A 21,244-nucleotide genomic window follows, 5' to 3' on the forward strand; every position below is an offset into this window, starting at 1 on the left:
TCCGAACGGGTCACAAACGGGCGGCCAGGGAAGATGATTGCGTCGGAAATGGAATTAATGCCGCAAACCTGACCGCTGGTTGCGGCTCGCCTTCAGCCGCGGTTCATTGCGGTGAAGGTTGGATGGGCCTGCATTTCAGGAGGCTGACCCCCATGAACCGGACCCTGACGCTCGCTGCGCTGGCGACGCTGTCCATTGCCGGCGCCGCCGCCGCCCAGCCGTATCGAGGCGGAACGGCGACGCTCTACGACCAGCCGAACTTCCAGGGCGCCTCCGTGACCATCACCCAGTCGACGCCCGACCTGGGACGGTGGCGGTTCAACGACCGCGCGCAGAGCGCCCGGTTCGAAGGACGCTGGCTCATCTGCGAGCACGATGACTTCCGTGGACGCTGCCAGGAGGTGCGCGGCGATGTCCCGAACCTGCACCAGTACGGGCTGATGGCGCAGATCTCGTCCCTCGAGCCGGCCGGCCGCCCGGACGGTCCCGGCCGACCCGGCGGCCCCGGCCCTGGTCCTGGCTTCCCTGGCGGCGGCGCGCGCGGCGTCGACGGCGCCACGACGGTCTTCTTCCCGCGCCCGACGGTCCGCGGCCTCGACGTCGCGGCCGGAGACCGTGGAGCCAACGCTTACTGCCGCAGCCAGGGACTGGGTCGCGCCGTCTGGTACGACTCGAGTTCCCGCGCCCGCGAAGCCGTCGGTCCGGACGGAGAGCTCGTCGGCCGCAGCGACGTGCTGCGCGACCTCCTCTGCCGCAAGTATTGACGCGCGCGCCGCCCTCTTGGCACTGGAGGTCGGGAGGGCCGCGCATGTTCCGAAGGCTTGCGACCGCGCTGGCGGGAATCCTGATGCTGGGCGCGGGAGAGGCCGACTGGCGGCCTCTGGACCCTGAGAACACGCTCGTCATCGGCACGACCAAGGGCCCGGTGGTGGTCGAGCTGCGCCCGGAGTTCGCGCCGCGCGGCGTCGAGCGCGTGAAGCAACTGGCGCGGGAGGGAGTCTACGACGGCCTCCAGTTCCACAGGGTGATCGACGGCTTCGTGGCCCAGACGGGCAATCCGAACAACCGCGACGGCGGCGTGTCGCGCCACCCTGATCTTCCCCCCGAGTTCAGCTTCCGCATCCCGCCCGACATCGCCGACGTCGTGGTGGATCGAAGCGACGCGCGCGAAGGCTTCGTAGGCGCCACGCCGTTCCAGGCGGTGTCCCGGGCCGAGCAGGCGTTGCGCCCGGACGATCCCCGGATCCGGGGCTGGGGCGCCTACTGTCCCGGCGTGATGGGCATGGGCCGGCAGGCCGACCCGGGCACGGCGAACGCCGAGATCTTCTTCATGCGGGCGCCGGCGCGCCGGCTGGACCACGAGTACACCGTCGTCGGCCGCGTGGTCTCGGGCCTGGAGGCGATCCGCGCGGTGGCCGTGGGCGAGCCGCCGAAAGTGCCCGACCTGATGCTGAGAGTCCGCGTCATGGCCGACCTGCCGCCGGCCGAGCGTCCGCGCCTGGAGGTCATGGACACGCGGGGACCCGCCTTCCGCTCGCGGCTGGCCGTCCTGAAGCGGGAGAAGGGCGCGGCGTTCACGATCTGCGACGCCGACGTTCCGGTCCGGACGCGCTGAGCGTGCGACGATGCGCGCAATTGGCGAGTAGCACTCGCCTCCATACACCCGGCTGCACGGGAACCGGGGCCGGCGATGCGTTTCGAAGTTGTGGAAGTGCCGGACGGCTGGGTCGTCCGGAGCGAAGGTCGCGACCTGGCGCGCTACGCCGACCAGGATGCGGCGCTCGCAGACGTGGCCGAGCGCCTGAGCCGCGCCGAGGCCGGCGAACCGGCGGGGCTCTCGGTGCGTTTCCAGCGCAAGGCGTCCTGAGACGCTCCAGGCGGCCAGCGGCTATGGCGGCCCTCCCGCGAACCGCCTAAGCCTGGGTCATGACCTTCATTCGATCGCTCAGCGTCCAGGTGCTGATCGCCCTCGCGCTCGGGCTCGCGGGCGGCGCTTTGGCTGCAGCCTACGGCGGGCCGCCGATGGCGCGGCTCATCGAGAACGTGGAGGCCGTGGGCGCGCTCTGGCTGAACGCCCTGCGCATGACCGTCGTGCCGCTGATCTTCGCGGTGCTCGTGACCGGCATCGCCCAGGTGTCCGACGCCGCCGCCACCGGCCGGCTCGCGGTGCGCGCGGTCACGTGGTTCGTCGCCCTTCTGGTGCTTTCGGCTCTGGTGGCGATCCTCATGGTCAACGGCGTGCTGGCGCTGTGGCCCGTGAGCGAGGCCGCGTCGGCCGCGCTGCGCGCGGGCGCCCAGGCGCCGCCGGCGGACGCGCCCACCTCGCCCGACTTCGCCGCCTGGCTGAAGGGGCTGGCGCCCGCAAACCCCATCCGGGCGGCCGCGGAAGACGCCGTGCTGCCGGTGGTGGTCTTCGCCGTGTTCACGGGCTTCGCCCTCACGCGGCTGCCGGAGGGGCGCGGCCGCATCCTGATCGATGTCTTCCAGGCCCTCGGCGAGGCGATGATCGTCGTGGTGCGCTGGGTGCTGGCCGTCGCGCCGGTGGGCGTCTTCGCCCTCGGGCTCGGCGTCGGCCTCCGGGCCGGGGTGGGGGCCGCGGGCGTCCTCGGACAGTACGTGGTCACCGCGTCGTTCGCGGGCCTCGTCATCACGGCCATCGGCTACGGTCTCGCCGTGACCGTGGGACGGGTCCCCATGGCGCGCTGGGCGCAGGCGACGGCGCCGGTTCTCGCGACGGCCTTCGCCACCCAGTCGTCGCTGGCCTGTCTGCCGGCGATGATCGAGCGCAGCCGCGATGACCTGGGCGTGCCCGCGCGCGTCGCGGGCCTGGTCCTGCCGCTGGCCGTGGCGGTCTTCCGCTTCACCAGCCCCGCCGTGAACCTCGCGGTCTGCATCTTCGTGGCCAAGGTGTACGGCCTCGAGCCGACGGCCCTGCAGTACGTCGGCGCGGCCCTGGTGGCGATGGCGGTGGCCGTGGGCTCGGTCGGCCTGCCCGGGCAGGTCTCCTTCATCGTCAGCGTGGCCCCGATCTGCCTGGCGCTCGGCCTGCCCATCGACCTCCTGCCGATCCTGCTGGCCGTCGAGGTGGTCCCGGACATCTTCCGGACGCTGGGCAATGTCACCGGCGACATGGCGGTCACGGCCATCGTGGCGAAGGACGAGGCGGCTGACCCTGAGGCGCCTAGCCAAGCCTGAGCCGATCCGGCAGGTTCGCGCGCCATGCCGAACGAACCCTTCTTTCGAAAGGACGGGGACCTCTTCATCCCCACCCGCGCCGGGGTCGGACCCTGGACCGCGGACTCCCTCCACGGCCGGCTGATCATCGGCCTGCTGGGCGCCGAGATCGAGCGCCGCTTCCGCACGCCGGATTACATCCCGGCCCGCCTGACCGTCGACATGTATCGGCTGCCGGACCTGTCGCCGGTCGAGGTCAGGACGCGCGTGGTCAAGGACGGCTACCGCATCAAGGTGATCGACGCCGAGTTCGTGTCCGGCGGGGAAAGCGCCGGGCGCGCCACCTGCCAGCTCCTGCGCCGGACCGAGAACCCGCCGGGGAACGTGTGGACTCCGGAGCCGTGGGATGCGCCGAAGCCCGGGGACATCCCGGCGCCGGAACCCGGCCGGGCGCCCATGGGCGGCATGTGGGAGACCCGCCCGATCGCCGGCGGGTTCGGCCAGGTCAGCATGCCGCGCCGCGCCTGGATGGCCGAGGTGCGCGAGCTGGTGGAAGGCGTGCCGTTCACCCCGTTCGCACGGGTCGCCACCGCCGTGGACTTCGTCAGCCCCTTCGCCAATGCGGGCGACGCAGGGCTCGGCTACATCAACTCGGACGCCACCTTCTACCTGCACCGCGAGCCGGTCTCGAAGTGGGTCGGGTTCGACGTGACCGCCCACGGCGCGACGGCCGGCGTCGCGATCGGCGAATGCCGCCTCTACGACGAGGACGGCATGATCGGCTTCGCGAGCTGCACGGCCCTGGCGCAGAAGCGCAAAGTGTAATTCCCTCCCGCCCAGGGAGGCCCCGAATGAAGATCCTGAAGCTGCTGGGCGGCGCGCTCGCCGCGCTCGCGTTGACGGGCGCGCCGGCCTGGGCGGCCGGTCCCAACGCGCTGGACGCCTATGTCGCCAAGCCCGATCCCAGCTTCGGCTTCACCGTGGTGGGCGTCCAGAAGGGGCTCGGCTACCGCACCGCCGTGCTGCAGCTCACCAGCCAGACCTGGGACGCGCCGAAGGACGTCGACGCGACCGTCTGGAAGCACTGGCTGACGGTCATCATCCCGGACGACGTCGCGAGCTCGAAGGCGTTCCTCTACATCACCGGCGGCGACAAGGGGGATCCCGCGCCGAAGGGGCCGCCGCCGCACCTCGCCAAACTTGCCGTCGACACGCGCTCGGTCGTGGCCCAGCTCAACGACGTCCCGAACCAGCCCCTGACCTTCGCGGACGATCCGGCGAAGAAGGCCCGGGTCGAGGACGAGATCATCGCCTACCTGCAGGCCCGCTACGCCACGACCAAGGACCCCGGCCAGCTGCTCCGCCTGCCGATGGTGAAGAGCGGCACGCAGGCCATGACCGCCATCCAGCGCTTCGTCGCCACGGATACGAAGGACCGGCTGAAGATCGACGGCTTCGTCGTCGCGGGCGCCTCGAAGCGCGGCTGGACGACCTGGCTCGTGGGGGCGGTGGACAAGCGGGTGGTGGGCATCGTGCCGCTGGTGATCAGCGTGCTCTCGGTGGAAGACACCGCCATCCACCACTGGCGCGCCATGGGCTACTTTTCCCCGGCGCTGCAGGACTACGTCGACGCGCGGCTGATCCCCGACCAGATCGGCAAGCCGGGGCTCGCGGGCGTGAACCTCATCGAGGACCCCCTGAACTACCAGGACCGGCCCACGATGAAGATCCCGAAGTATGTGATCAACGCGGTGGGCGACGAGTACTTCCCGCCCGACAACACGCGCTACGGCTATTCCAAGGTGGCCCAGCCGCGGCGCCTGCGGATGATCCCCAACGCCAACCACTCGCTCTCGGGAACGGATGTGATGGAGAGCGTCACGGCCTTCCACGACGCCGTGATCTCGGGCCGTCCGCTGCCGGACTATTCCTGGTCGGTGGGCAAGGGCGGCGAAATCGTCGTGAAGCCGAAAGGCAAGCCCAGCGAGGTGCGGCTGTGGCAGGGGACCAATCCCAAGGCCCGCGACTTCCGGACAGACACCCTGGGCTTCAAGGCCTTCACCTCGACCGTGCTCACGGCGCGGCCGGACGGGACCTACGTGGGCGCGGTGGAGAAGCCCGCCGCCGGCTACACCGCCTACTTCGTCGAGCTGACCTATCCCAGCGGCGGCAGGTATCCGCTGAAGTTCACCACGGAGGTCTATGTGAAGCCGGACGTCCTGCCCTATCGCTGGGAGGACGCCAAGCCGATCACCCGCCCGGCGGACCGGTAGGCCCTCACACCCCCATGTTCGACACCCTGCCGCGCCCGGAGGTCCAGGGCCTCCGCATGTCCCGGATCCGCGAGGTGGCGAACGCGGGCCTCGGCCGCGACGACATCCTCGCCTTCTGGTTCGGCGAGTCCGACCAGCCGACGCCCGACTTCATCCGCGAGCCGGCCGCCCGGGCGCTGCTGGACGGCCGCACCTTCTACACCCACAACCTGGGCCGCGCCGACGTGCGCGAGTCGCTGTCGGCCTATCTCGGCCGCCTGCACGGCGGGCCGATCGGCGTCGACCGCCTCGCCATCACCAGCGCCGGCGTCAATGCGGTCATGCTGGCCGCCCAGCTAGTGGTCTCGCCCGGCGACCGGGTGGTGCAGGTCGGGCCGATCTGGCCCAACGTGCCCGAGATTCCCAGAATCCTCTCGGCCCGCGTGGAAATGGTCCCGCTGGAGGCGGCCCAGGGCCGATGGCGGCTCGACGTCGACCGCCTGCTGGACGCGCTGACGCCCGACACGCGGGCGCTGGTCCTCAACTCGCCCAACAACCCCACGGGCTGGATGATCCCGGCCGAGGACCGCGCCGCGATCCTGCAGCGATGCCGCCGCTACGGAATCTGGCTCATCTGCGACGACGTCTACGAGCGCCTGACGTTCGACCGTCCGACCGCGCCGTCCTTCCTCCCGCTCACCACCGGCGAGGACCGGATCATCGGGACCAACAGCTTCTCGAAGGCCTGGCGCATGACCGGCTGGCGGCTCGGATGGATGGTGACGCCGCCCCGCCTGCTCGAGAGCCTGGGCGTCCTGATCGAGTACAACACGTCCTGCGCGCCCGACTTCGTGCAGGAGGGCGCCAAGGCGGCCCTGGACCATGGCGAGGCGTACGTGGCGTCGGTCCGCGCCGAACTCGCGGCCGCGCGCGACCAGGTGCTGAGCGCTCTGCGCGCCATGCCGGGCGTTGAGGCGCCGCAGCCGGACGGCGGATTCTACGCCTTCTTCCGGGTGGAGGGCTGCGCGGACTCCCTGCAGTTCTGCAAGGATCTCGTGACCCGGGCCGGGCTGGGGCTCGCGCCGGGCTCGGCCTTCGGAGAGGAGGGCGAGGGCTGGATCCGCTGGTGCTTTGCCGCACGCCCCGAGAAGAACGCCGCGGGCCTGGCGCGCCTGGCGGCCTACCTCGCCAGCCGATAGGCGGCCCACGCCAGCAGGCCGGCCTGGACGGCGAAGATCGCCCACAGCGAGGTGCGGAACGGCGCCTTCTTCGTCTTGTGCCGCAGGATCTGCTGGGCCCACAGCGCCGCCGGGGTCCCGCCCATAGCGGCCAGCATCAGGAGCCGTCGTTCCGGCGTCCGCCATGCGCCGCGCACCGCCGCCCGCTTGTCCAGGGCGAAGGCGGTGAAGGTCGCCGCATTGATCAGCGCCAGATAGGCAACCGCGATCTCGAACACGCGGCCAGCCTAGCTGGCCGCGGTTCGCGAAGGGTGAAGGTCTAGCTGGTCGGCGGCGCCGCGGCCTCGGCGGCCGGCTCGTCCGTCGCGGCCGGCGGCGCGGGTTCCTCGGCCGGGGCGTTGGCGCGCAGCGCGGCGCCGCTCAGCTTCGCGCGGGTCTCCAGCTCGCCGGCGATCCGCTCGCAGCGGGCGGGCAGGGCCCAGCTCATCCACTCCTGCGCCTTGCGCGCCTTGGTCACGTCGGGCCCGGCGGTCCAGGACAGCCGCCCCTGGCGCACGGCCGCCGCGCCCTGGATGTTGATGGGGCGCACCGTCGCCTTCTCGGCCGCCGTCAGCGCGGCCTGGAACTGCTTCAGCTTCTCGCGGCCGTCCCGCTGCATGTCGGCATAGACCCGGAGGTCGTCTTCCAGCGAGGTTCCGGGCTTGCGGAACTGGGTCTCGATCCGCTTCACCTCGGGCATCATCTCGTCATGCAGGTCGAGGTAGCCGCGCAGCGCGCCGTAGCACCAGGCCACGAACTGGTAGTCGTCCTTGGGCGCGCCGGTCGGCAGGCGCTCCTCGGCGGGCGCGGCGGCCGGCGGCGCGGCCGGCGCTTCGGCCGCAGCCGGATCCTGGGCATGGAGAAGGAGCGCGAGAACAAGCGGCGTCATGAAGGTCCTTTTGGCGATCGATCGTGTCAGCTTTGCGCCGGCCCGAAACCGCCGCCCCCGGGCGTTTCGATCTCGATGGCGTCGCCAAGCTCCACCGTAACGGAGAAACAGCCGGGAAGTTCATTCACCGACCCCGACGCCCGGATCAAGCGCTGCCGACCGGGTTTTCCGGGACCGCCGCCCGCCAGGCCCTGCGGCGCCGTCTGGCGGCGGGACGAAAGCAGCGCCGCCTCCATGGGCGCGAGGAAGCGGATGCGCCGCACGGTGCCGTCGCCGCCGCGCCGCGCGCCGTCGCCGCCCGACCCGCGGCGGATGGCGAAGGCCTCCACGCGGACCGGGAAGCGCCGCTCCAGGATCTCGGGGTCGGTCAGGCGCGAGTTGGTCATGTGGATCTGCACCGCGCTGGCTCCGTCCGCCGTCGCAGTCGCGCCGGCCCCGCCGCAGATCGTCTCGTAGTACTGGCGGGCCTCGTCCCCGAAGGTGAAGTTGTTCATGGTGCCCTGGCCGTTGGCCATGACCCCCAGCGCGGCGTAGAGCGCGTCGACGATATGCTGGCTGGTCTCGACGTTGCCGGCGACCACCGCCGCCGGCGGGGCCGGGGCCAGCATCGATCCCGGCCGGGTGATCACCTTCAGAGGCTCCAGGCAGCCGGCGTTCAGCGGGATGTCGTCGTCCACGAGCGTGCGGAAGACGTAGAGGGCGGCCGCGTCCACGATGGCCGACGGGCCGTTGAAGTTCGAATCGAGCTGGTCCGACGATCCGGTGAAGTCCAGCGTCGCCGTCCGCGCCGCCGCGTCCACGGTGGTGACCACCGCGATCTCGCCGCCGCCGTCCATGGGCGCCCGCGCCGCGCCGTCGTGCAGGCGGTCCACGGCCCGCCGCACCGCCTCGGCGGCGTTCTGCTGCACGAACGCCATGTAGCGCGCGACCGCGTCGCCTCCGTAGGCGCCGATCATCTCGGCCACCGCCGCCGCGCCGGCCTGGCAGGCGGCGACCTGGGCCTTCAGGTCGGCCAGGTTGCGCTCCGGGGCCCGGGCGGGCCAGCGCCCCGCGGCCAGCGCCGCGCGAACCTCGGCGTCCAGGAAGCGCCCCTCGCGCATGATGGGCAGTGCGTCCAGCATCACCCCCTCCTCGTCGATGGTGCGCGAGAAGGGCGGCATGGAGCCCGGCTGGATGCCGCCGACGTCGGCGTGGTGTCCCCGGGCCGCGACGTAGAACGCCGGGGCCTCGCTGCCGGCGTCGAGGAACACCGGCGTCACCACCGTGATGTCCGGCAGATGGGTGCCGCCCGCGTAGGGGTTGTTGAGCGCGAAGGCCTGACCGCGTTCCAGGCGGGGATGCCGGTCGCGGACGGCGCGCACGCTCGCGCCCATCGAGCCCAGGTGCACCGGCATATGCGGCGCGTTGGCCACCAGGCCGCCGTCGGCGTCGAAGAGCGCGCACGAGAAGTCCAGCCGCTCCTTGATGTTCACCGAGTGCGCGGTCCGCTCCAGCGCAGCGCCCATCGCTTCGGCCACGCCCATGAAGCGGCGGTTGAACAGCTCCAGCGTCACCGGATCGGGGCGGTCCAGCGCGATGGCCTCGCGCACGGCGGCGGCCGCGCGGGTCAGGCGGATCAGGCCGTCCGCGTCGGCCGTGGCTCGCCACCCGGGCAGCACGGCGATCTGGGTGTCGGGGCGTACGATCAGGGCGGGCCCCTCGACGGCGGTCACCGCGTCCGCGGTCACGACGGCGGCGTCATGCCACGCGCCCGCGGCGTACATCCGCACGCTCCCTTGGCGGTCGCGCTTGGCCGGCGTCGACGCCTCCGCCGCCAGAGCGTCGCGCGCCGCCGCCCCACCACCCGACCCTTTTCCATCCGGGAGGAGGGCTTGCGCCTCGCACTCCACGGCCGCGATCAGGATCGGGCGCTCGGGCTCCACGAAGCCGAACAGGCGCTGGTGCGCCGCCTCGAAGGCGGCCTTCGCCGTGGCGGCGTCCGACAGCGCGACCGGCAGCTCGGCGTCGGCGCCGTCGTAGCGCAGGCGCAGGGTCCGCCGCACGGCGCCCGTTTCGGCCCCCTGGGCGGCCATGTCGGACCGCGCGCCGGCCTCCAGGTCGGCCACCGCAGCCTGGGCCGCCGCCAGGCCGTCGTTCTCGAGCGGCGCGTCGATCCCCGCCTGCTGCAGCGCCGTCACCTGCGCCTGCCCGATCCCCCAGGCCGAAAGCACGCTGCCGTAGCGCGGGCACAGCACCTCGCCGACGCCAAGCGCCTCGGCGGTCTGGCAGGCGACCTGGCCCGCGGCGCCGCCGAACGCCACCAGCGCGTGGCCGCGCGGGTCGAAGCCGCGCTCGGTGGAGATGCGACGCACCGCCTGGGCCATCTGCTCGACCGCGACGGCGATGAAGCCCTCGGCGGCCGCCTCGACGCTGGCCCCCATGGCTGAGGCCAGCTCCGCCAGGGCCGCCCGGCTCGCGGCAGGGTCCAGCGGCGCGTCGCCCTCGGGTCCGAACACATTGGGAAAGCTTCGCGGGTCCAGCCGCCCGAGCACGAGGTTGGCGTCCGTCACCGCCGCGGGCCCGCCGCGGCCATAGCAGGCGGGACCGGGGTCGGCGCCGGCGCTCGCCGGGCCGGCGCGCGCGCGCATCCCGTCGAAGGTGAGGACCGAGCCGCCGCCCGCGGCCACGGTCTCCACGTCCAGTGTCGGGCTCCGCAGCCGGACGCCCGCCACGCGCGCGGCGTCGCGCCGCTCCAGCGCGCCCGCGTACCGGCACACGTCGGTCGAGGTCCCGCCCATGTCGAAGCCCAGCACGGCCTCCGCGCCGGCCGCCGCCGCGGTCCTGGCCACGCCGACCACGCCGCCCGCCGGGCCCGAGACCACCGCGTCGCGCCCCCGGAACGCGTCCGCGCGCACGAGCCCCCCGGCCGATGTCATGAAGTAGAGCGGCGCGCCCGCCACCGCGTCGGCGACCCGGCGCACGTAGGCCTGCAGCACCGGCGTCAGGTAGGCGTCGGCCACCGTCGTCTCGGCGCGCGGCGTGAAGCGGGGCAGGGGCGACACCTCGGACGACAGCGCCACGAAGCCGAACCCGGCCTCCCGCGCGATCGCGCCGGCCGCCCGCTCGTGGGCCGGGTTCAGGTCGGCGTGCAGGAAGGCGATGGCCGCCGATGTGAAGCCGGCGGCGACGGCGGCCTCGAGGCTCCGGCGGAGCGGCGCCTCGTCCAGCGCCGTGACCACGCCGCCGTCGGCCGCCAGCCGCTCGCGGGCCTCCACGACGCCGTCGTAGAGCGGCGGCGGCTTCCGGATGTTCAGGGCGAACAGCTCTGGCCTCGACTGGTCGCCGATCGCCAGCGCGTCGGCGAAGCCCTCGGTCGTCACGAACAGCGTGCGCGCGCCGCGCCGTTCGAGCAGGGCGTTGGTGGCGACCGTCGTGCCCATCTTGATGGCCTCGACCCGATGCGCCGGGAACGGCGCGCCGCCGGCGACGCCGAGGATCCGCCGCATCGCCTCCACGGCGGCGTCCTCATAGGCCGGCGACGCCGACAGCAGCTTCAGCGAGACCTCGGCGCCGTCGTCGAAACGGCCGATCACGTCGGTGAAGGTGCCGCCCCTGTCGATCCAGAACGCGCAACGCCTGTCCAAAACTTAACCTCTCGCGGCAATTGTCATGCGTGCGACACGGCCTTAAGGCATGCCCATAGCGAAATGAGCTTCTGGCGCAAAATTGCCGGCCTCGCGGTTCGCAAGGTCGATGAGGCGGAATGCGACGTCTGCCCGCCGGGGCTGCCGGGTGAGGATCCTGCGTTTTCCACCGCCGTCACGGCCCTCGGCGCCAAGCTCGCCAAGGCCGATGGCGAGGCCCAGGCCGAGGAGTACGCGACCTTCCACACCATCTTCCAGGCTGAGCCGGGCAGCGAGGGCGCGATCCGCCGCCTCTACCAGCTGGCCCGCCAGACCACCCGCGGCTTCGAGGGCTACGCCCGGCGGCTGCGCAAGCGGTACGGCGCCTGCCCGCAGCTGCTCGAGGACGTGCTGGACGGCCTGTTCCATATCGCGGCGTCCGACGGCGCGGTCACCAGCGACGAACTCGCCTACCTGGAGCGGGTCTGCGAGCTGTTCGGGCTCTCGCCGCTCGTCTTCCGCCGGCTGAAGGCGACGCACCTCGGCGCCGCCAACGACGACCCGTACGTGATCCTGGGCGTGGCCCCCGACGCCTCGGACGAGGTGGTCCGCGCGGCCTGGCGCGCGCAGCTCTCGGAAGCTCACCCCGACCGGGTCCGCGCCCGCGGGCTGCCCGTCGAGTTCGTGGAGGTGGCCGAGGCCAAGGCCGCGGCCATCAACGCCGCCTTCTCCACAATCCAGCGCGAACGCGCCGCAATGTCGCGCGTCGGGGCGGCGTGACCGCCAAATTGCCGCCGTTTGCCGCCTGCAAGGTTGACGCCTGGAACCGCTGTGCTGTGATGCGTCTTTCCCGGACGCGTCCTGCGCGCCGCTGAGGAGCTGACATGGTCGGGTCTGATCGAGTGAGGGGCTTCGCCGCCGGGCCGGGTTCGGCGCTCCGCAGCCTGGCCGCGGTCGGCGCGACCCTGGCGACTGCAGCCGCCGTCGTGGTGGGCGCCGTTCTCGCGGTCTTCGCCGCGGCGACCGTGGCGGTCATCGCGATCATGGGTTCGGCCCTCCTGGCGCTCGCCGGCCTCGCGCTCCGCGCCCGCCGCACCGTCCGCGCCCAGCCCAACGGCATCATCGAAGCCCGCCACCGCGGCGGCCACCACTGGGTCGCCTACGGCTGGAACGAGCGGCGCTAGGCGCGGTCTTCGCAGAACTTCGCCAGGCCGCGCAGCGGGACGGATCCGTCGCCCGCGAAGGCGCTGCCGTGCATGAGGGCCAGGGTGCGCGGCTCCAGGTCGGCGAGGCGGCGTAGCGTCGGGCCGGTCGCCGGGGCGAGCGTCATGGCGCCGCTCGCCGACTCCATGGCGATCGCGGCGTCCAGCACGTCGGCCGACGTCAGCGGCTCGGGGTCGCCGCCGTGGGTGAGCAGGTCGCCCGCGAACAGCGTGCCCGCCGTCTCCTCGAAGACGCAACCCGCCTCCCAGCCGTGCGGCACGTGGGGCGTGTCGAGCCAGCGCATCCGCTTGCCGCCCAGGTCCAGGACCTCGCCGTCGGCCAGCGGACGGGGCGGGCGGTCGGCGAGGTCGTTCAGCGAGACGTCGCAGCCGAGCCGGCCGAAGGCGACCTGGGCGTTCGGCGCGGCCGCCAGCCAGGCGTTCATGGCCCCGCATTCGTCGGCCTCGACGTGGCCGAAGCCGATCCAGCGGAGCCGCTCGATCGGCATGATCCGCGCCACGGCCGCCGACACTGCCGGGAACAGCATCCGCTGCCCCGTGTGGAACAGCATCGGCTCGTCCGCGGCGATGAGGAACTGGTTGAAGGTGAAGCCGTCCGGCGTCACCGCGGGGACGAAGGTGGAGAGGCGGTAGACGCCGTCGGCGATCTCGTGGACGCGGGTCTCCATCACGGAGCCTCCTTGGTCTGAAGGGTTTCGAGCCAGGCGTTGGCCAGTTCGGATACGCGCTCGGCGGCCGCGTCCGGGGAGAATCCCAGGCGCGTGAAGGCGTCCAGCGTCCCGTGGTCGATCAGCCCGGCCAGCGTCGTCGCAGCGGTCTCGTCGCCGCCCACGGCCAGGCGGCTGAGGTCGAGGCGCACCGAGCGCTCCAGTTCCACGTACGGCTTCAGCACCGGCACGCGCTCCTGGTCGGCGAGCACGCTGCCGAACGCCCGCACGCCGGCGAACAGCCGGAAGAAGGCGGTGGCGAGTCGCCGGACGCGCTCGGCGCGGCCGGTCGCGCCGTCGAACAGCGCCGCCGTGGGGATGGGGTTTTCAGCGAAGGTGTGGGCGCCGCAGGCGTTCACCGCGTCGTCGTAGGTCGGGAAGTGGTGATAGACCGAGCCGACGCTGACCCCGGCGCGCGCCGCGATCTGCTTCATGCTCGTCGCCGCGATGCCCTGCTCGCCATGGAGCGCACGGGTCGCCTCGACGATACGCCGCCGGGTCTCTTCCGCGCTCTCGCCGCGCCGGGACTGTCGATAGGGCCGCGCCATGCCGGATCTTTAATCGAACGAATGATCAATCAATAAATCGGCGAGCGGCCAAGGTCAAGTTGGCGCGACGTCAGCCTTGCCCGTGCGGGCGCGCCTCTCTACCGTTCGTTCAAACACCTGTTGGGAGAGACCGGGATGACCATCGGCATCGTCGCGACCATGAAGATCCAGGAAGGCAAGAACGCCGAGTTCGAGGCCTTCTTCACCGAACTCGCCAAGCAGGTGCGCGCGAACGAACCCGGGAACATCGCCTACCAGCTCACCAAGAGCCGCAAGGACCCGCAGGAGTACAAGGTTCTCGAACTCTACAAGGACCAGGAGGCCGTGACGGTCCACGGCCAGACCGAGTATTTCAAGGCGGCCGGCCCGAAGTTCGCCGGCGTGCTGGCCGGGCGCCCCGATGTGGAGCTGCTGGACGGCGTCGACTGAGAAGGACGTATCGCCATGGACCTGGATTTCGCCCCTGAGGACCTCGCGTTCCGCGACGAGGTCCGCGCCTTCATCGCAGAGGCGTTCGACGACGACATGCGCGCCAAGCTCGCGCAGTCGAAGAACAACCATCTCGACAAGGAGGCCCAGGTCCGCTGGCTGAAGCGGCTCGGCGAGAAGGGCTGGATCGCGCCGGACTGGCCGGTGGAGTACGGCGGCACCGGCTGGAGTCTGGGCAAGAAGTACGTGTTCGACATGGAGATGGCGCTGGCCGGCGCGCCGTCGACCTCGAACATGGGCCTGCGCATGTGCGCCCCGGTCGTCATGGCCTTCGGGACGCCCGAGCAGAAGGCCCAGCACCTGCCGAAGATCCTCACCACCGACGTATGGTGGTGCCAGGGCTACTCCGAGCCGGGTTCCGGCTCCGACCTCGCTTCGCTGGCCCTGAAGGCCGAGCGGGACGGGGATTACTACGTGCTCAACGGGTCGAAGACGTGGACGACGCTGGCCCAGTGGGCCGACTGGATGTTCTGCCTCGTCCGCACCTCGAACGAGGAGATCCGGCAGAAGGGCATCTCGTTCCTGCTGATCGACATGAAGACGCCGGGCATCACCATCCGCCCGATCCCCACCCTCGACGGGCCGCCCGAGGGCGAGCAGGAAATCAACGAGACGTTCTTCGACAACGTCCGCGTGCCGGTCGCCAACCGCATCGGCAAGGAAGGCGAGGGCTGGACCTACGCGAAGTATCTGCTGCAGTTCGAGCGCGGCAATGCCTACGCCCCCGGCCTGCAGGCGCAGCTCAAGAAGGTGCGCACCATCGCCAACCTGGAGCGCTCGGACGGCGGCGGCTCGATGATGAGCGATCCGGACTTCCGCAAGAAGCTCGCCGAGGTCGAGATCAAGGTGGAGGCCCTGAACGCGACCGAGCTGCGAATCTTCGCGGGCCGCGCCAACGGCGACGCCATGGGCGCCGTCTCCTCGATGCTGAAGCTGGAAGGCAGCCAGATGCAGCAGGCGGTGACCGAGCTCGCGCTGGAGGCGGCCGGCGTCTACGCCCAGCCCTTCGTGCGCGACACCTGGGAGATGCTCCGCCCCGGCGGCAACACCTTCCGCGCCGGCCCGGACTACGCCGCCACCGTCGCGCCGCACTACTTCAACTACCGCAAGACCTCGATCTACGCGGGCTCGAACGAGATCCAGCACAACATCATGGCGAAGATGGTGCTGGGGCTGTAGCGCCCCAAGCTGCGATCGCGCGCGGCTGGGTCGGCTAGAGGCCCAGCACGCGCTTGGCGATGATGTTCCGCTGAACCTCGTCTGAGCCGCCGGCGATGCTGGCGGCGCGACCTTCGAAGTAGCGCGCCACCTCGGGACGCGCCCACGCGGGTCCGACGTCGAGGGGCGCCACGCCCGACGCCTCCGGGAACCACGGCGCGGCGTAGGGGCCCGCGCACTCGACGAAGAACTCGGTCATCCGCTGGACGATGTCCGTGCCCTTGAGCTTCAGGGTCGAGGACTGGGCCCCCGGCGCGCCGCCCGCGGCGACCTCGGAGAGCGTTCGCAGCTCGGTCATGGCCAGGGCCTGCAGTTCGATGTCGGCCCACGCCAGCCGCCGGCCGAACCCCGTGTCCTCGAGCAGGCGTCCGCCCTCCGACCCCGCCAGCTCCGCCGCGGCCAGGCGGAGCCGCCTGGACAGGTCCGTGGAGAGCGACACGTAGGCCTGGCCCGTCCGCTCGTGGGTCAGCAGGCCCTTTGCGACGGTCCAGCCCTCGCCTTCGCGGCCGACGCGGTTCTCCACCGGCACGCGCACCGCGTCGAACGTCACCCGGTTGAACATGTGGCGCCCGTCGATCGAGATGATGGGGCGCACGGTCACGCCCTGCGAACGCATGTCGAGCAGCAGGAAGGTGATCCCGGCCTGCCGCACGGGCTCGTCCGAGGTGCGCGTGAGGCAGAACATCCAGTCGGCGCGGTGCGCTCCGCTTGTCCACACCTTCTCGCCGTCGACCACGTAGCTGTCGCCGTCGAGCACCGCCCGTGTGCGCAGCGAGGCGAGGTCCGAGCCGGCCTCCGGCTCGGAGTAGCCCTGGCACCACCTCACCCGGTCATGGAGGATGTCGGGCAGGAAGCGGGCCTGTTGCTCCGGCGTTCCGTAGGCGAAGAGGATGGGCGCCAGCATGCCCATGCCCATGCCGCCCACCTGCGGCGGCAGGCCCGCGGCGGTGACCTCGCGTTCCCAGATGAAGTTCTGGGTCGGCGTCCAGCCGGGCCCGCCGAAGGCCTCCGGCCACCTGTTCGCCGCCCAGCCCCGATCGAGCAGCGCCTGCAGCCAACGGCGCTCGTGAGCCGGGCGCCCGTCGTATCGCTCGGGCGGCGGGAAGGTCGCCGCGATCAGGCCGCGGACCTCGTCGCGGAAGCGGATCTCGTCGGCCGTCAGGCTCAGGTCCATGGACAGGCGTCCGGTATTTATTATACGATCCGTCAATAATAGCGGCCGTGCGGAACGGTCAAGGGAGGCGAAGCATGTCTGCCGGGGACTTCACCCTTTTCGAGCGGGACGGCGTGCTGGCCGGACCGGTCCGCCGCCCCGTCAACGTCTCGCGCGACGCGGCGGGGTCGATCCACGACGACAGCACGGCCCAGACGCTGGGCTTCCGCGGCGGGACCGTCGCCGGCAACATCCATTTCGAGCAGTTTCCGCCCCTGATGCTGGCGCGGTTCGGCGAGGGCTGGCGCAGGCGTGGCGGGCTTTCACTCTACTTCCTGAACGCGACCACCGACGGGGAGCCCGTGCAGGCGTACGTGGGTCCCTCGGCCGAGGTCGCGCCGGGGGTCAACCGCGCCCCCGCCTGGATGGAGACGCCGGAGGGCGTCCGCGTCTGCGAGGGGACGGCGTGGGCCGGCGGTCCGGACGCCGCCTCGGAACTGCGGCAGCGGGTCGCGCGCCAGAGGCCCGCCGAAGACCTTCGCATCCTGAAGGCGTCGCGTGTCGGCGACGCGGTGACGGACGTTCCCAGCCGCCTGGACGGAGAGACTTCGCTGCGGCGGCTCGAGGGCGTGACCGAGGCGCTGGCGGAATACCGCGACGCCGCGCTGTTCGGGGAACTCGTGGCCGCGCCCGCCGTCGCCATCGACGCGCTGCGCGTGGTGGAGGGCCCCCTGTTCCGCACCGACCGGGACTATGTCGGGATGTTCGGGGCGATCGAGCTGGAGTTCCTCGACGGTCCGATCTTCCTCGACCACGACTACCGGGCCGACGGCCGCGTGCTGGCGCTGGGCGAGTCACCGAAGACGGAGGTGGCCTGGTACGAGAGCACGCTGCGGGACGCCGCCGACGACCGGCCCGTGGCCCGCCTCGTGATGATGAGCCGGCTCCTCAAGGCCTCATCGCCGCTCTGGAGCTAGGTCGTTGCCCGCACCCGCGGCGGCTCTACAGTGATCCACCGCGGCGGGGGGACCGGGCATGACATCGAACACGGTGCAGTGGGGCGTCTTCGCAGCCCTGACCCTGTTGATGGCCTTGGCGACATGGTGGCAGGTGCGGCGCATGGGCGGCCGGTCGACCGACGGCGCCAGCGAGTTCTTCCTGGCGGGCCGGAACCTGACGTGGCCGTTCGTGGCGGGCTCCATCACCCTCACCAACCTCTCCACGGATCAGCTGGTCGGCATGAACGGCAACCAGATGCTGCTGCTGGCCTGGTGGGAGCTGGCGGCGGTGGCCGGCCTCGTCATGCTCGCGCTGGTGTTCCTGCCGATCTACTACCGCAACAACTGCACCACGACGACCGAGCTGCTCGAGCGCAAGTACGGCTCGAAGGGCCTTCGGGCCACGGTCTCGACGCTGTTCCTGCTCGGCAACGTGTTCATCTACCTGCCGATCATGGCCTACACGGGCGCGCTCTTCCTCACGACGATGTTCGCCTCGTCTCCGCCCCTGCTGGTCATCGCGGGCGGCATCGCGGCGGTGGGCGCGGCCTACACCATCCTGGGCGGCCTGCGCGCGGTGGCGGTCTACGACACCCTTTCGGGCGTCGGCGTGCTGGGCATGGCGGCGGCCGTGACCATCCTGGCGATGGCGGCGATCGGCTTCGACTTCTCGGGCATCCCCGCAGAGCGGCTGAGCATGATCGGCGGGCCGGACAGCCCCATCCCGTGGCCGACGCTGCTGACCGGGATGATCTTCATCCAGATGTTCTACTGGTCCACCAACCAGACCATCACCCAGCGCGCCATGGCGGCGCCCACCCTGCGCGAGGGGCAGAAGGGCGTCTTCGCGGCCGTCGCCATCCGCATCCTGTTCGTGCCGGCCATCGTCGTGGTGCCGGGCGTCTGCGCCTACAAGCTGTTCGGCGACCTCGGCGACGCCACCTACGGCCGGATCGTGGCCGAGGTGATGCCCTCGTGGCTTTCGGGGGCCTTCGCCGCGTTCATGGCCGCCGCGGTGCTGACCTCCTACACCTCGGTGCTGAACTCGTCGGTGACGCTCTACGTCTGCGACCTGCACGAGCCCTACATCGCGCCGAAGCCGAACGTAGGCCGGCTGAACGCCCTGATCTCGCTGCTCTTCATGGCCGTCTCGGTGGCGCTGGTGCCCGTCTATTCGGGCGCGGCCTCGATCATCAATCTCGTGCAGCAGCTGAACGGCCTGCTCTCGATGCCGATCCTTTCGGCCTTCATCCTGGGCCTGGCCTTCCGCAACGTGCATGCGCGCGCCGCGATGACGGCGGTCATGTTCGGGGTGGGACTGTACGCCGTCTTCACCTTCGTCTGGACGCCGACCCACTACATCCACCTGATGCTGATGACCCTGATCGCCTGCCTCGGGGTGGGCCTTGCCGTGAACCGCTGGGTCTTCGGGCGGCGCGCCTCGGTGGGGCTCTCGTTCGGCGGCCGGCGCGCCGCGGCCGAGGCGGGCTAGATGTCCGACCAACTCAGGCTGGACGGGGGCGGCGACACGCTTCTCGTCGGGATCTCGGGCGGCCGGCCGAGGATCGACTACTGGGGGCCTGAGCTGCCGCAGGGCTTCGCGCCCGACGCGGGCCTGCTGGAGCGCGCCCGGCCGCACGGCATGCTGGATGGCGGCGAGGCGTTCGACCTCCTGCCGGAGGCCGGCAACGGCTTCACGGGCGCCCCGGCGCTCCAGGTCAGCCGCCCCTCGGGCGGCTTCATCACCCAGTTGCGGCATCAGGGCGCGCAACGGCGCCCGGGCGGTCTCGACATCACCCTCGCGGACCCCCGCGCCGGCGTCGAGGCGGCGATCTCCATCGACGTCGACGCACCCACCGGCGTCACCGCCTTCCGGACCCGCTTCCGCAACACCGGCGACGAGCCGCTGCGGATCGAGTGGGCCGCCGCCGCGGCGCTGGAGCTCCCGGACGGGGAGGTGCTGGCGTTCGGCGGGCGCTGGGCGCGCGAGTTCGACGCGCATCGCTTCCGCCTGCCCGCGGGCCTCTGGGCGTCCGAGGCGCGCACCGGGCGGACCTCGCACCACGCGCCCCCGTTCCTTGTCGCCGGCGAGGCCGGCTTCGGTGAGCATCATGGTCGCGTCCTGGGCCTCCACCTGGCCTGGAGCGGCGACCATCGGCTGTTGGTGGAACGCCTGCGCGACGGCCGCCTGCAGGCCCAGGCCGGGGAGCTCTTCTGGCCCGGCGAGATGGTGCTGCCGCCCGGCGGGACCTACGGGACGCCCACGCTCTACGCGGCGCGCTCGGAGGCCGGCCTCAACGGACTCAGCGATCGTTTCCATCCCTTCGTGCGCGACCGGATCCTGGACGGCCGGCTGCGGGGAAGGCCGCGGCCGGTGCACTTCAACACCTGGGAGGCGGTCTACTTCCGCCACGACCTGTCCGAGCTGAAGGCGCTGGCCGACAGTGCGGCCGCCGCCGGGGTCGAGCGCTTCGTGCTCGACGACGGGTGGTTCCGGGGGCGCAACGACGACACCGCGGCGCTCGGCGACTGGTCGCCCGATCCGGTGAAGTATCCCGACGGTCTGGGGCCCCTGGTCGAGCACGTGCGGTCGCTCGGCCTGGAGTTCGGCCTCTGGGTCGAGCCGGAGATGGCCAACGCGGACTCCGACCTGCTGCGCGCGCATCCGGACTGGGTCCTGGGAGAGCCCGGCCGCGAGCAGCCGCTGGGCCGCGGCCAGTACGTCCTGGACCTCACCCGGCCCGAGGTCGCCGAGGCGATCTTCGCCCAGCTCGACGGCCTCCTGTCGGCGCACCCGATCGCCTACCTGAAGTGGGACATGAACCGGGACCTGACCCATCCGGCCAGCGGCGGGCGTCCCGCGAGCCATGCCCAGGTCCGCGCGGTCTACGCCCTGATCGATCGCCTGCGCGCCGCGAACCCGGCGGTCGAGATCGAGTCCTGCGCCTCGGGCGGCGGAAGAGCCGACTACGAGATCCTGAGGCGCACCGACCGCATCTGGACCTCCGACTGCAACGATCCGATCGAGCGTCAGTCGATCCAGCGGGCCTTCTCGATCTTCTTCCCGCCCGAGGTGATGGGGGCGCACGTGGGACCCGCCGACAGCCACACCACGGCGCGCACGACCAGCCTGGAGCTGCGGGCCATGACGGCGCTGTTCGGCCACATGGGCGTCGAGGCCGACGTCCGGGCCTTCAACCCGCGGGAGCTGGAGGCGCTGAAGGCCGCCATCGCGCTTCACAAGCGTCTTCGCCCGCTGCTGCATGGGGGGCGTCTGGTGCGCCAGGTCCCGCCCGATCCCGGCGCAGTCGCCTTCGCGGTCGTGGGGGAGGAGGGCGCCCTCGCGAGCCTGGCCCAGGTCGAGACGCCGCGCATCGCCGGCGCCGCGCCTTTCCGCCTCCAGGGCCTGGACGCCCAGGCGACCTACGACGTGCGGATGCTGAATCCGCCGCGCCGCGCCCGCGCCGCCATGAAACACGTCCCGGCGCTTGTCCGCGGCGAAACCGTGCGGGCGACCGGGCGCTGGATCGCCGAGACCGGGCTGCCCGCGCCGATCCTGCGGGCCGGGGAGATCGCCGTCTTCCAGCTCAGCCGGAGCGCGGCATGAAGCTCGGCGTCTGCTACTACCCGGAACACTGGCCCGAGGCGCTTTGGGCGGACGACGCGCGGCGGATGGCCGAGCTGGGCATCCACTGGGTGCGCATCGGCGAGTTCGCCTGGAGCCGGATCGAGCCCGAGCCGGGCCGCTTCGACTGGGCATGGCTGGACCGCGCC

21 protein-coding genes are annotated in these 21,244 nt (G+C 71.9%); 15 read left to right on the top strand and 6 right to left on the bottom strand.

Annotated elements, in window-relative coordinates:
* Window positions 1-152 precede the first annotated feature (152 nt).
* The 7 genes from JNK30_RS04345 (at window position 153) to JNK30_RS04375 (ending at window position 6,625) form a co-directional block, all read left to right on the top strand.
* On the top strand, window positions 153-764 hold the full coding sequence (locus tag JNK30_RS04345; RefSeq protein WP_293480532.1) for a beta/gamma crystallin-related protein: 612 nt from the start codon (window positions 153-155) through the stop codon (window positions 762-764).
* Between the two features lie 44 nt (window positions 765-808).
* Window positions 809-1,615 (top strand): peptidylprolyl isomerase, encoded by an 807-nt coding sequence (locus JNK30_RS04350; protein ID WP_293480534.1) that lies wholly within the window; start codon window positions 809-811, stop codon window positions 1,613-1,615.
* Window positions 1,616-1,690: 75 nt separating this feature from the next.
* On the top strand, window positions 1,691-1,867 hold the full coding sequence (locus JNK30_RS04355) for a hypothetical protein (protein WP_293480536.1): 177 nt from the start codon (window positions 1,691-1,693) through the stop codon (window positions 1,865-1,867).
* Between the two features lie 59 nt (window positions 1,868-1,926).
* Window positions 1,927-3,195, top strand: a complete 1,269-nt coding sequence (locus JNK30_RS04360) for a cation:dicarboxylase symporter family transporter (RefSeq protein WP_293480538.1) — start codon at window positions 1,927-1,929, stop codon at window positions 3,193-3,195.
* Between the two features lie 24 nt (window positions 3,196-3,219).
* Window positions 3,220-3,999: an acyl-CoA thioesterase domain-containing protein gene (locus JNK30_RS04365; RefSeq protein ID WP_293480540.1), complete on the top strand. Its 780-nt coding sequence runs from the start codon at window positions 3,220-3,222 to the stop codon at window positions 3,997-3,999.
* A gap of 26 nt (window positions 4,000-4,025) precedes the next feature.
* On the top strand, window positions 4,026-5,447 hold the full coding sequence (locus JNK30_RS04370) for a PhoPQ-activated protein PqaA family protein (RefSeq protein ID WP_293480542.1): 1,422 nt from the start codon (window positions 4,026-4,028) through the stop codon (window positions 5,445-5,447).
* Between the two features lie 14 nt (window positions 5,448-5,461).
* Window positions 5,462-6,625 carry a pyridoxal phosphate-dependent aminotransferase gene (locus JNK30_RS04375; protein ID WP_293480543.1) on the top strand — a complete coding sequence of 388 codons (1,164 nt, stop codon included), beginning with the start codon at window positions 5,462-5,464 and terminating at the stop codon, window positions 6,623-6,625.
* Here JNK30_RS04375 and JNK30_RS04380 read toward each other — a convergent pair.
* From JNK30_RS04380 to JNK30_RS04390, 3 genes are read right to left on the bottom strand one after another with little or no spacing between them, the layout of a single operon-like run.
* Window positions 6,607-6,882, bottom strand: a complete 276-nt coding sequence (locus JNK30_RS04380; protein WP_293480545.1) for a DUF1294 domain-containing protein — start codon at window positions 6,880-6,882, stop codon at window positions 6,607-6,609. The two genes, JNK30_RS04375 and JNK30_RS04380, sit on opposite strands and share 19 nt — an antisense overlap.
* A 41-nt stretch (window positions 6,883-6,923) precedes the next feature.
* Complete coding sequence (locus JNK30_RS04385; RefSeq protein WP_293480547.1) at window positions 6,924-7,532, bottom strand: hypothetical protein; 609 nt, start codon at window positions 7,530-7,532, stop codon at window positions 6,924-6,926.
* 26 nt (window positions 7,533-7,558) lie between these two features.
* Complete coding sequence (locus tag JNK30_RS04390; RefSeq protein WP_293480549.1) at window positions 7,559-11,155, bottom strand: hydantoinase B/oxoprolinase family protein; 3,597 nt, start codon at window positions 11,153-11,155, stop codon at window positions 7,559-7,561.
* Window positions 11,156-11,218: 63 nt separating this feature from the next.
* On the opposite strand from JNK30_RS04390, the gene JNK30_RS04395 reads away from it, so the two are divergent.
* Window positions 11,219-11,914, top strand: coding sequence for a DnaJ family molecular chaperone (locus JNK30_RS04395; protein ID WP_293480551.1), 696 nt, complete (start codon window positions 11,219-11,221; stop codon window positions 11,912-11,914).
* A gap of 104 nt (window positions 11,915-12,018) precedes the next feature.
* On the top strand, window positions 12,019-12,318 hold the full coding sequence (locus JNK30_RS04400) for a hypothetical protein (protein ID WP_293480553.1): 300 nt from the start codon (window positions 12,019-12,021) through the stop codon (window positions 12,316-12,318).
* Here JNK30_RS04400 and JNK30_RS04405 read toward each other — a convergent pair.
* Window positions 12,315-13,025 carry an MBL fold metallo-hydrolase gene (locus tag JNK30_RS04405; RefSeq protein ID WP_293480555.1) on the bottom strand — a complete coding sequence of 237 codons (711 nt, stop codon included), beginning with the start codon at window positions 13,023-13,025 and terminating at the stop codon, window positions 12,315-12,317. The two genes, JNK30_RS04400 and JNK30_RS04405, sit on opposite strands and share 4 nt — an antisense overlap.
* On the bottom strand, window positions 13,025-13,612 hold the full coding sequence (locus tag JNK30_RS04410; protein WP_293480557.1) for a TetR/AcrR family transcriptional regulator: 588 nt from the start codon (window positions 13,610-13,612) through the stop codon (window positions 13,025-13,027). Before JNK30_RS04410 ends, JNK30_RS04405 begins: the two co-directional genes overlap by 1 nt.
* 135 nt (window positions 13,613-13,747) lie before the next feature.
* Here JNK30_RS04410 and JNK30_RS04415 point away from each other — a divergent pair, with 135 nt between their 5' ends.
* Window positions 13,748-14,041, top strand: a complete 294-nt coding sequence (locus JNK30_RS04415) for a putative quinol monooxygenase (protein ID WP_293480559.1) — start codon at window positions 13,748-13,750, stop codon at window positions 14,039-14,041.
* A 15-nt stretch (window positions 14,042-14,056) separates the two neighbouring features.
* Window positions 14,057-15,280: an acyl-CoA dehydrogenase family protein gene (locus JNK30_RS04420; protein WP_293480560.1), complete on the top strand. Its 1,224-nt coding sequence runs from the start codon at window positions 14,057-14,059 to the stop codon at window positions 15,278-15,280.
* A gap of 34 nt (window positions 15,281-15,314) precedes the next feature.
* Here the strand turns inward: JNK30_RS04420 and JNK30_RS04425 are convergent, their stop codons facing one another.
* Window positions 15,315-16,493 carry an acyl-CoA dehydrogenase family protein gene (locus tag JNK30_RS04425; RefSeq protein ID WP_293480561.1) on the bottom strand — a complete coding sequence of 393 codons (1,179 nt, stop codon included), beginning with the start codon at window positions 16,491-16,493 and terminating at the stop codon, window positions 15,315-15,317.
* 74 nt (window positions 16,494-16,567) lie between these two features.
* On the opposite strand from JNK30_RS04425, the gene JNK30_RS04430 reads away from it, so the two are divergent.
* The 4 genes from JNK30_RS04430 to JNK30_RS04445 form a co-directional block, all read left to right on the top strand.
* Window positions 16,568-17,449 carry a hypothetical protein gene (locus tag JNK30_RS04430; RefSeq protein WP_293480563.1) on the top strand — a complete coding sequence of 294 codons (882 nt, stop codon included), beginning with the start codon at window positions 16,568-16,570 and terminating at the stop codon, window positions 17,447-17,449.
* A 58-nt stretch (window positions 17,450-17,507) separates the two neighbouring features.
* The gene (locus tag JNK30_RS04435) at window positions 17,508-18,962 is read left to right on the top strand and encodes an SLC5 family protein (protein WP_293480564.1); all 1,455 of its coding nucleotides are present in this window, start codon (window positions 17,508-17,510) and stop codon (window positions 18,960-18,962) included.
* Window positions 18,963-21,077, top strand: coding sequence for an alpha-galactosidase (locus tag JNK30_RS04440; RefSeq protein ID WP_293480566.1), 2,115 nt, complete (start codon window positions 18,963-18,965; stop codon window positions 21,075-21,077).
* A partial coding sequence (locus JNK30_RS04445; RefSeq protein ID WP_293480567.1) for a beta-galactosidase occupies window positions 21,074-21,244 on the top strand: 171 nt, incomplete at its 3' end. The genes JNK30_RS04440 and JNK30_RS04445, both read left to right, overlap by 4 nt.

It is taken from the genome of Phenylobacterium sp. (assembly GCF_016793225.1).
In the GTDB taxonomy this organism is placed as follows: domain Bacteria; phylum Pseudomonadota; class Alphaproteobacteria; order Caulobacterales; family Caulobacteraceae; genus Phenylobacterium.

Coding starts and splice junctions, on each gene's coding strand:
- JNK30_RS04345 (WP_293480532.1), top strand. CDS start 153: ATGAACCGGACCCTGACGCTCGCTGCGCTGGCGACGCTGTCCATTGCC.
- JNK30_RS04350 (WP_293480534.1), top strand. CDS start 809: ATGTTCCGAAGGCTTGCGACCGCGCTGGCGGGAATCCTGATGCTGGGC.
- JNK30_RS04355 (WP_293480536.1), top strand. CDS start 1,691: ATGCGTTTCGAAGTTGTGGAAGTGCCGGACGGCTGGGTCGTCCGGAGC.
- JNK30_RS04360 (WP_293480538.1), top strand. CDS start 1,927: ATGACCTTCATTCGATCGCTCAGCGTCCAGGTGCTGATCGCCCTCGCG.
- JNK30_RS04365 (WP_293480540.1), top strand. CDS start 3,220: ATGCCGAACGAACCCTTCTTTCGAAAGGACGGGGACCTCTTCATCCCC.
- JNK30_RS04370 (WP_293480542.1), top strand. CDS start 4,026: ATGAAGATCCTGAAGCTGCTGGGCGGCGCGCTCGCCGCGCTCGCGTTG.
- JNK30_RS04375 (WP_293480543.1), top strand. CDS start 5,462: ATGTTCGACACCCTGCCGCGCCCGGAGGTCCAGGGCCTCCGCATGTCC.
- JNK30_RS04385 (WP_293480547.1), bottom strand. CDS start 7,532: ATGACGCCGCTTGTTCTCGCGCTCCTTCTCCATGCCCAGGATCCGGCT.
- JNK30_RS04395 (WP_293480551.1), top strand. CDS start 11,219: ATGAGCTTCTGGCGCAAAATTGCCGGCCTCGCGGTTCGCAAGGTCGAT.
- JNK30_RS04400 (WP_293480553.1), top strand. CDS start 12,019: ATGGTCGGGTCTGATCGAGTGAGGGGCTTCGCCGCCGGGCCGGGTTCG.
- JNK30_RS04405 (WP_293480555.1), bottom strand. CDS start 13,025: ATGGAGACCCGCGTCCACGAGATCGCCGACGGCGTCTACCGCCTCTCC.
- JNK30_RS04410 (WP_293480557.1), bottom strand. CDS start 13,612: ATGGCGCGGCCCTATCGACAGTCCCGGCGCGGCGAGAGCGCGGAAGAG.
- JNK30_RS04415 (WP_293480559.1), top strand. CDS start 13,748: ATGACCATCGGCATCGTCGCGACCATGAAGATCCAGGAAGGCAAGAAC.
- JNK30_RS04420 (WP_293480560.1), top strand. CDS start 14,057: ATGGACCTGGATTTCGCCCCTGAGGACCTCGCGTTCCGCGACGAGGTC.
- JNK30_RS04425 (WP_293480561.1), bottom strand. CDS start 16,493: ATGGACCTGAGCCTGACGGCCGACGAGATCCGCTTCCGCGACGAGGTC.
- JNK30_RS04430 (WP_293480563.1), top strand. CDS start 16,568: ATGTCTGCCGGGGACTTCACCCTTTTCGAGCGGGACGGCGTGCTGGCC.
- JNK30_RS04435 (WP_293480564.1), top strand. CDS start 17,508: ATGACATCGAACACGGTGCAGTGGGGCGTCTTCGCAGCCCTGACCCTG.
- JNK30_RS04440 (WP_293480566.1), top strand. CDS start 18,963: ATGTCCGACCAACTCAGGCTGGACGGGGGCGGCGACACGCTTCTCGTC.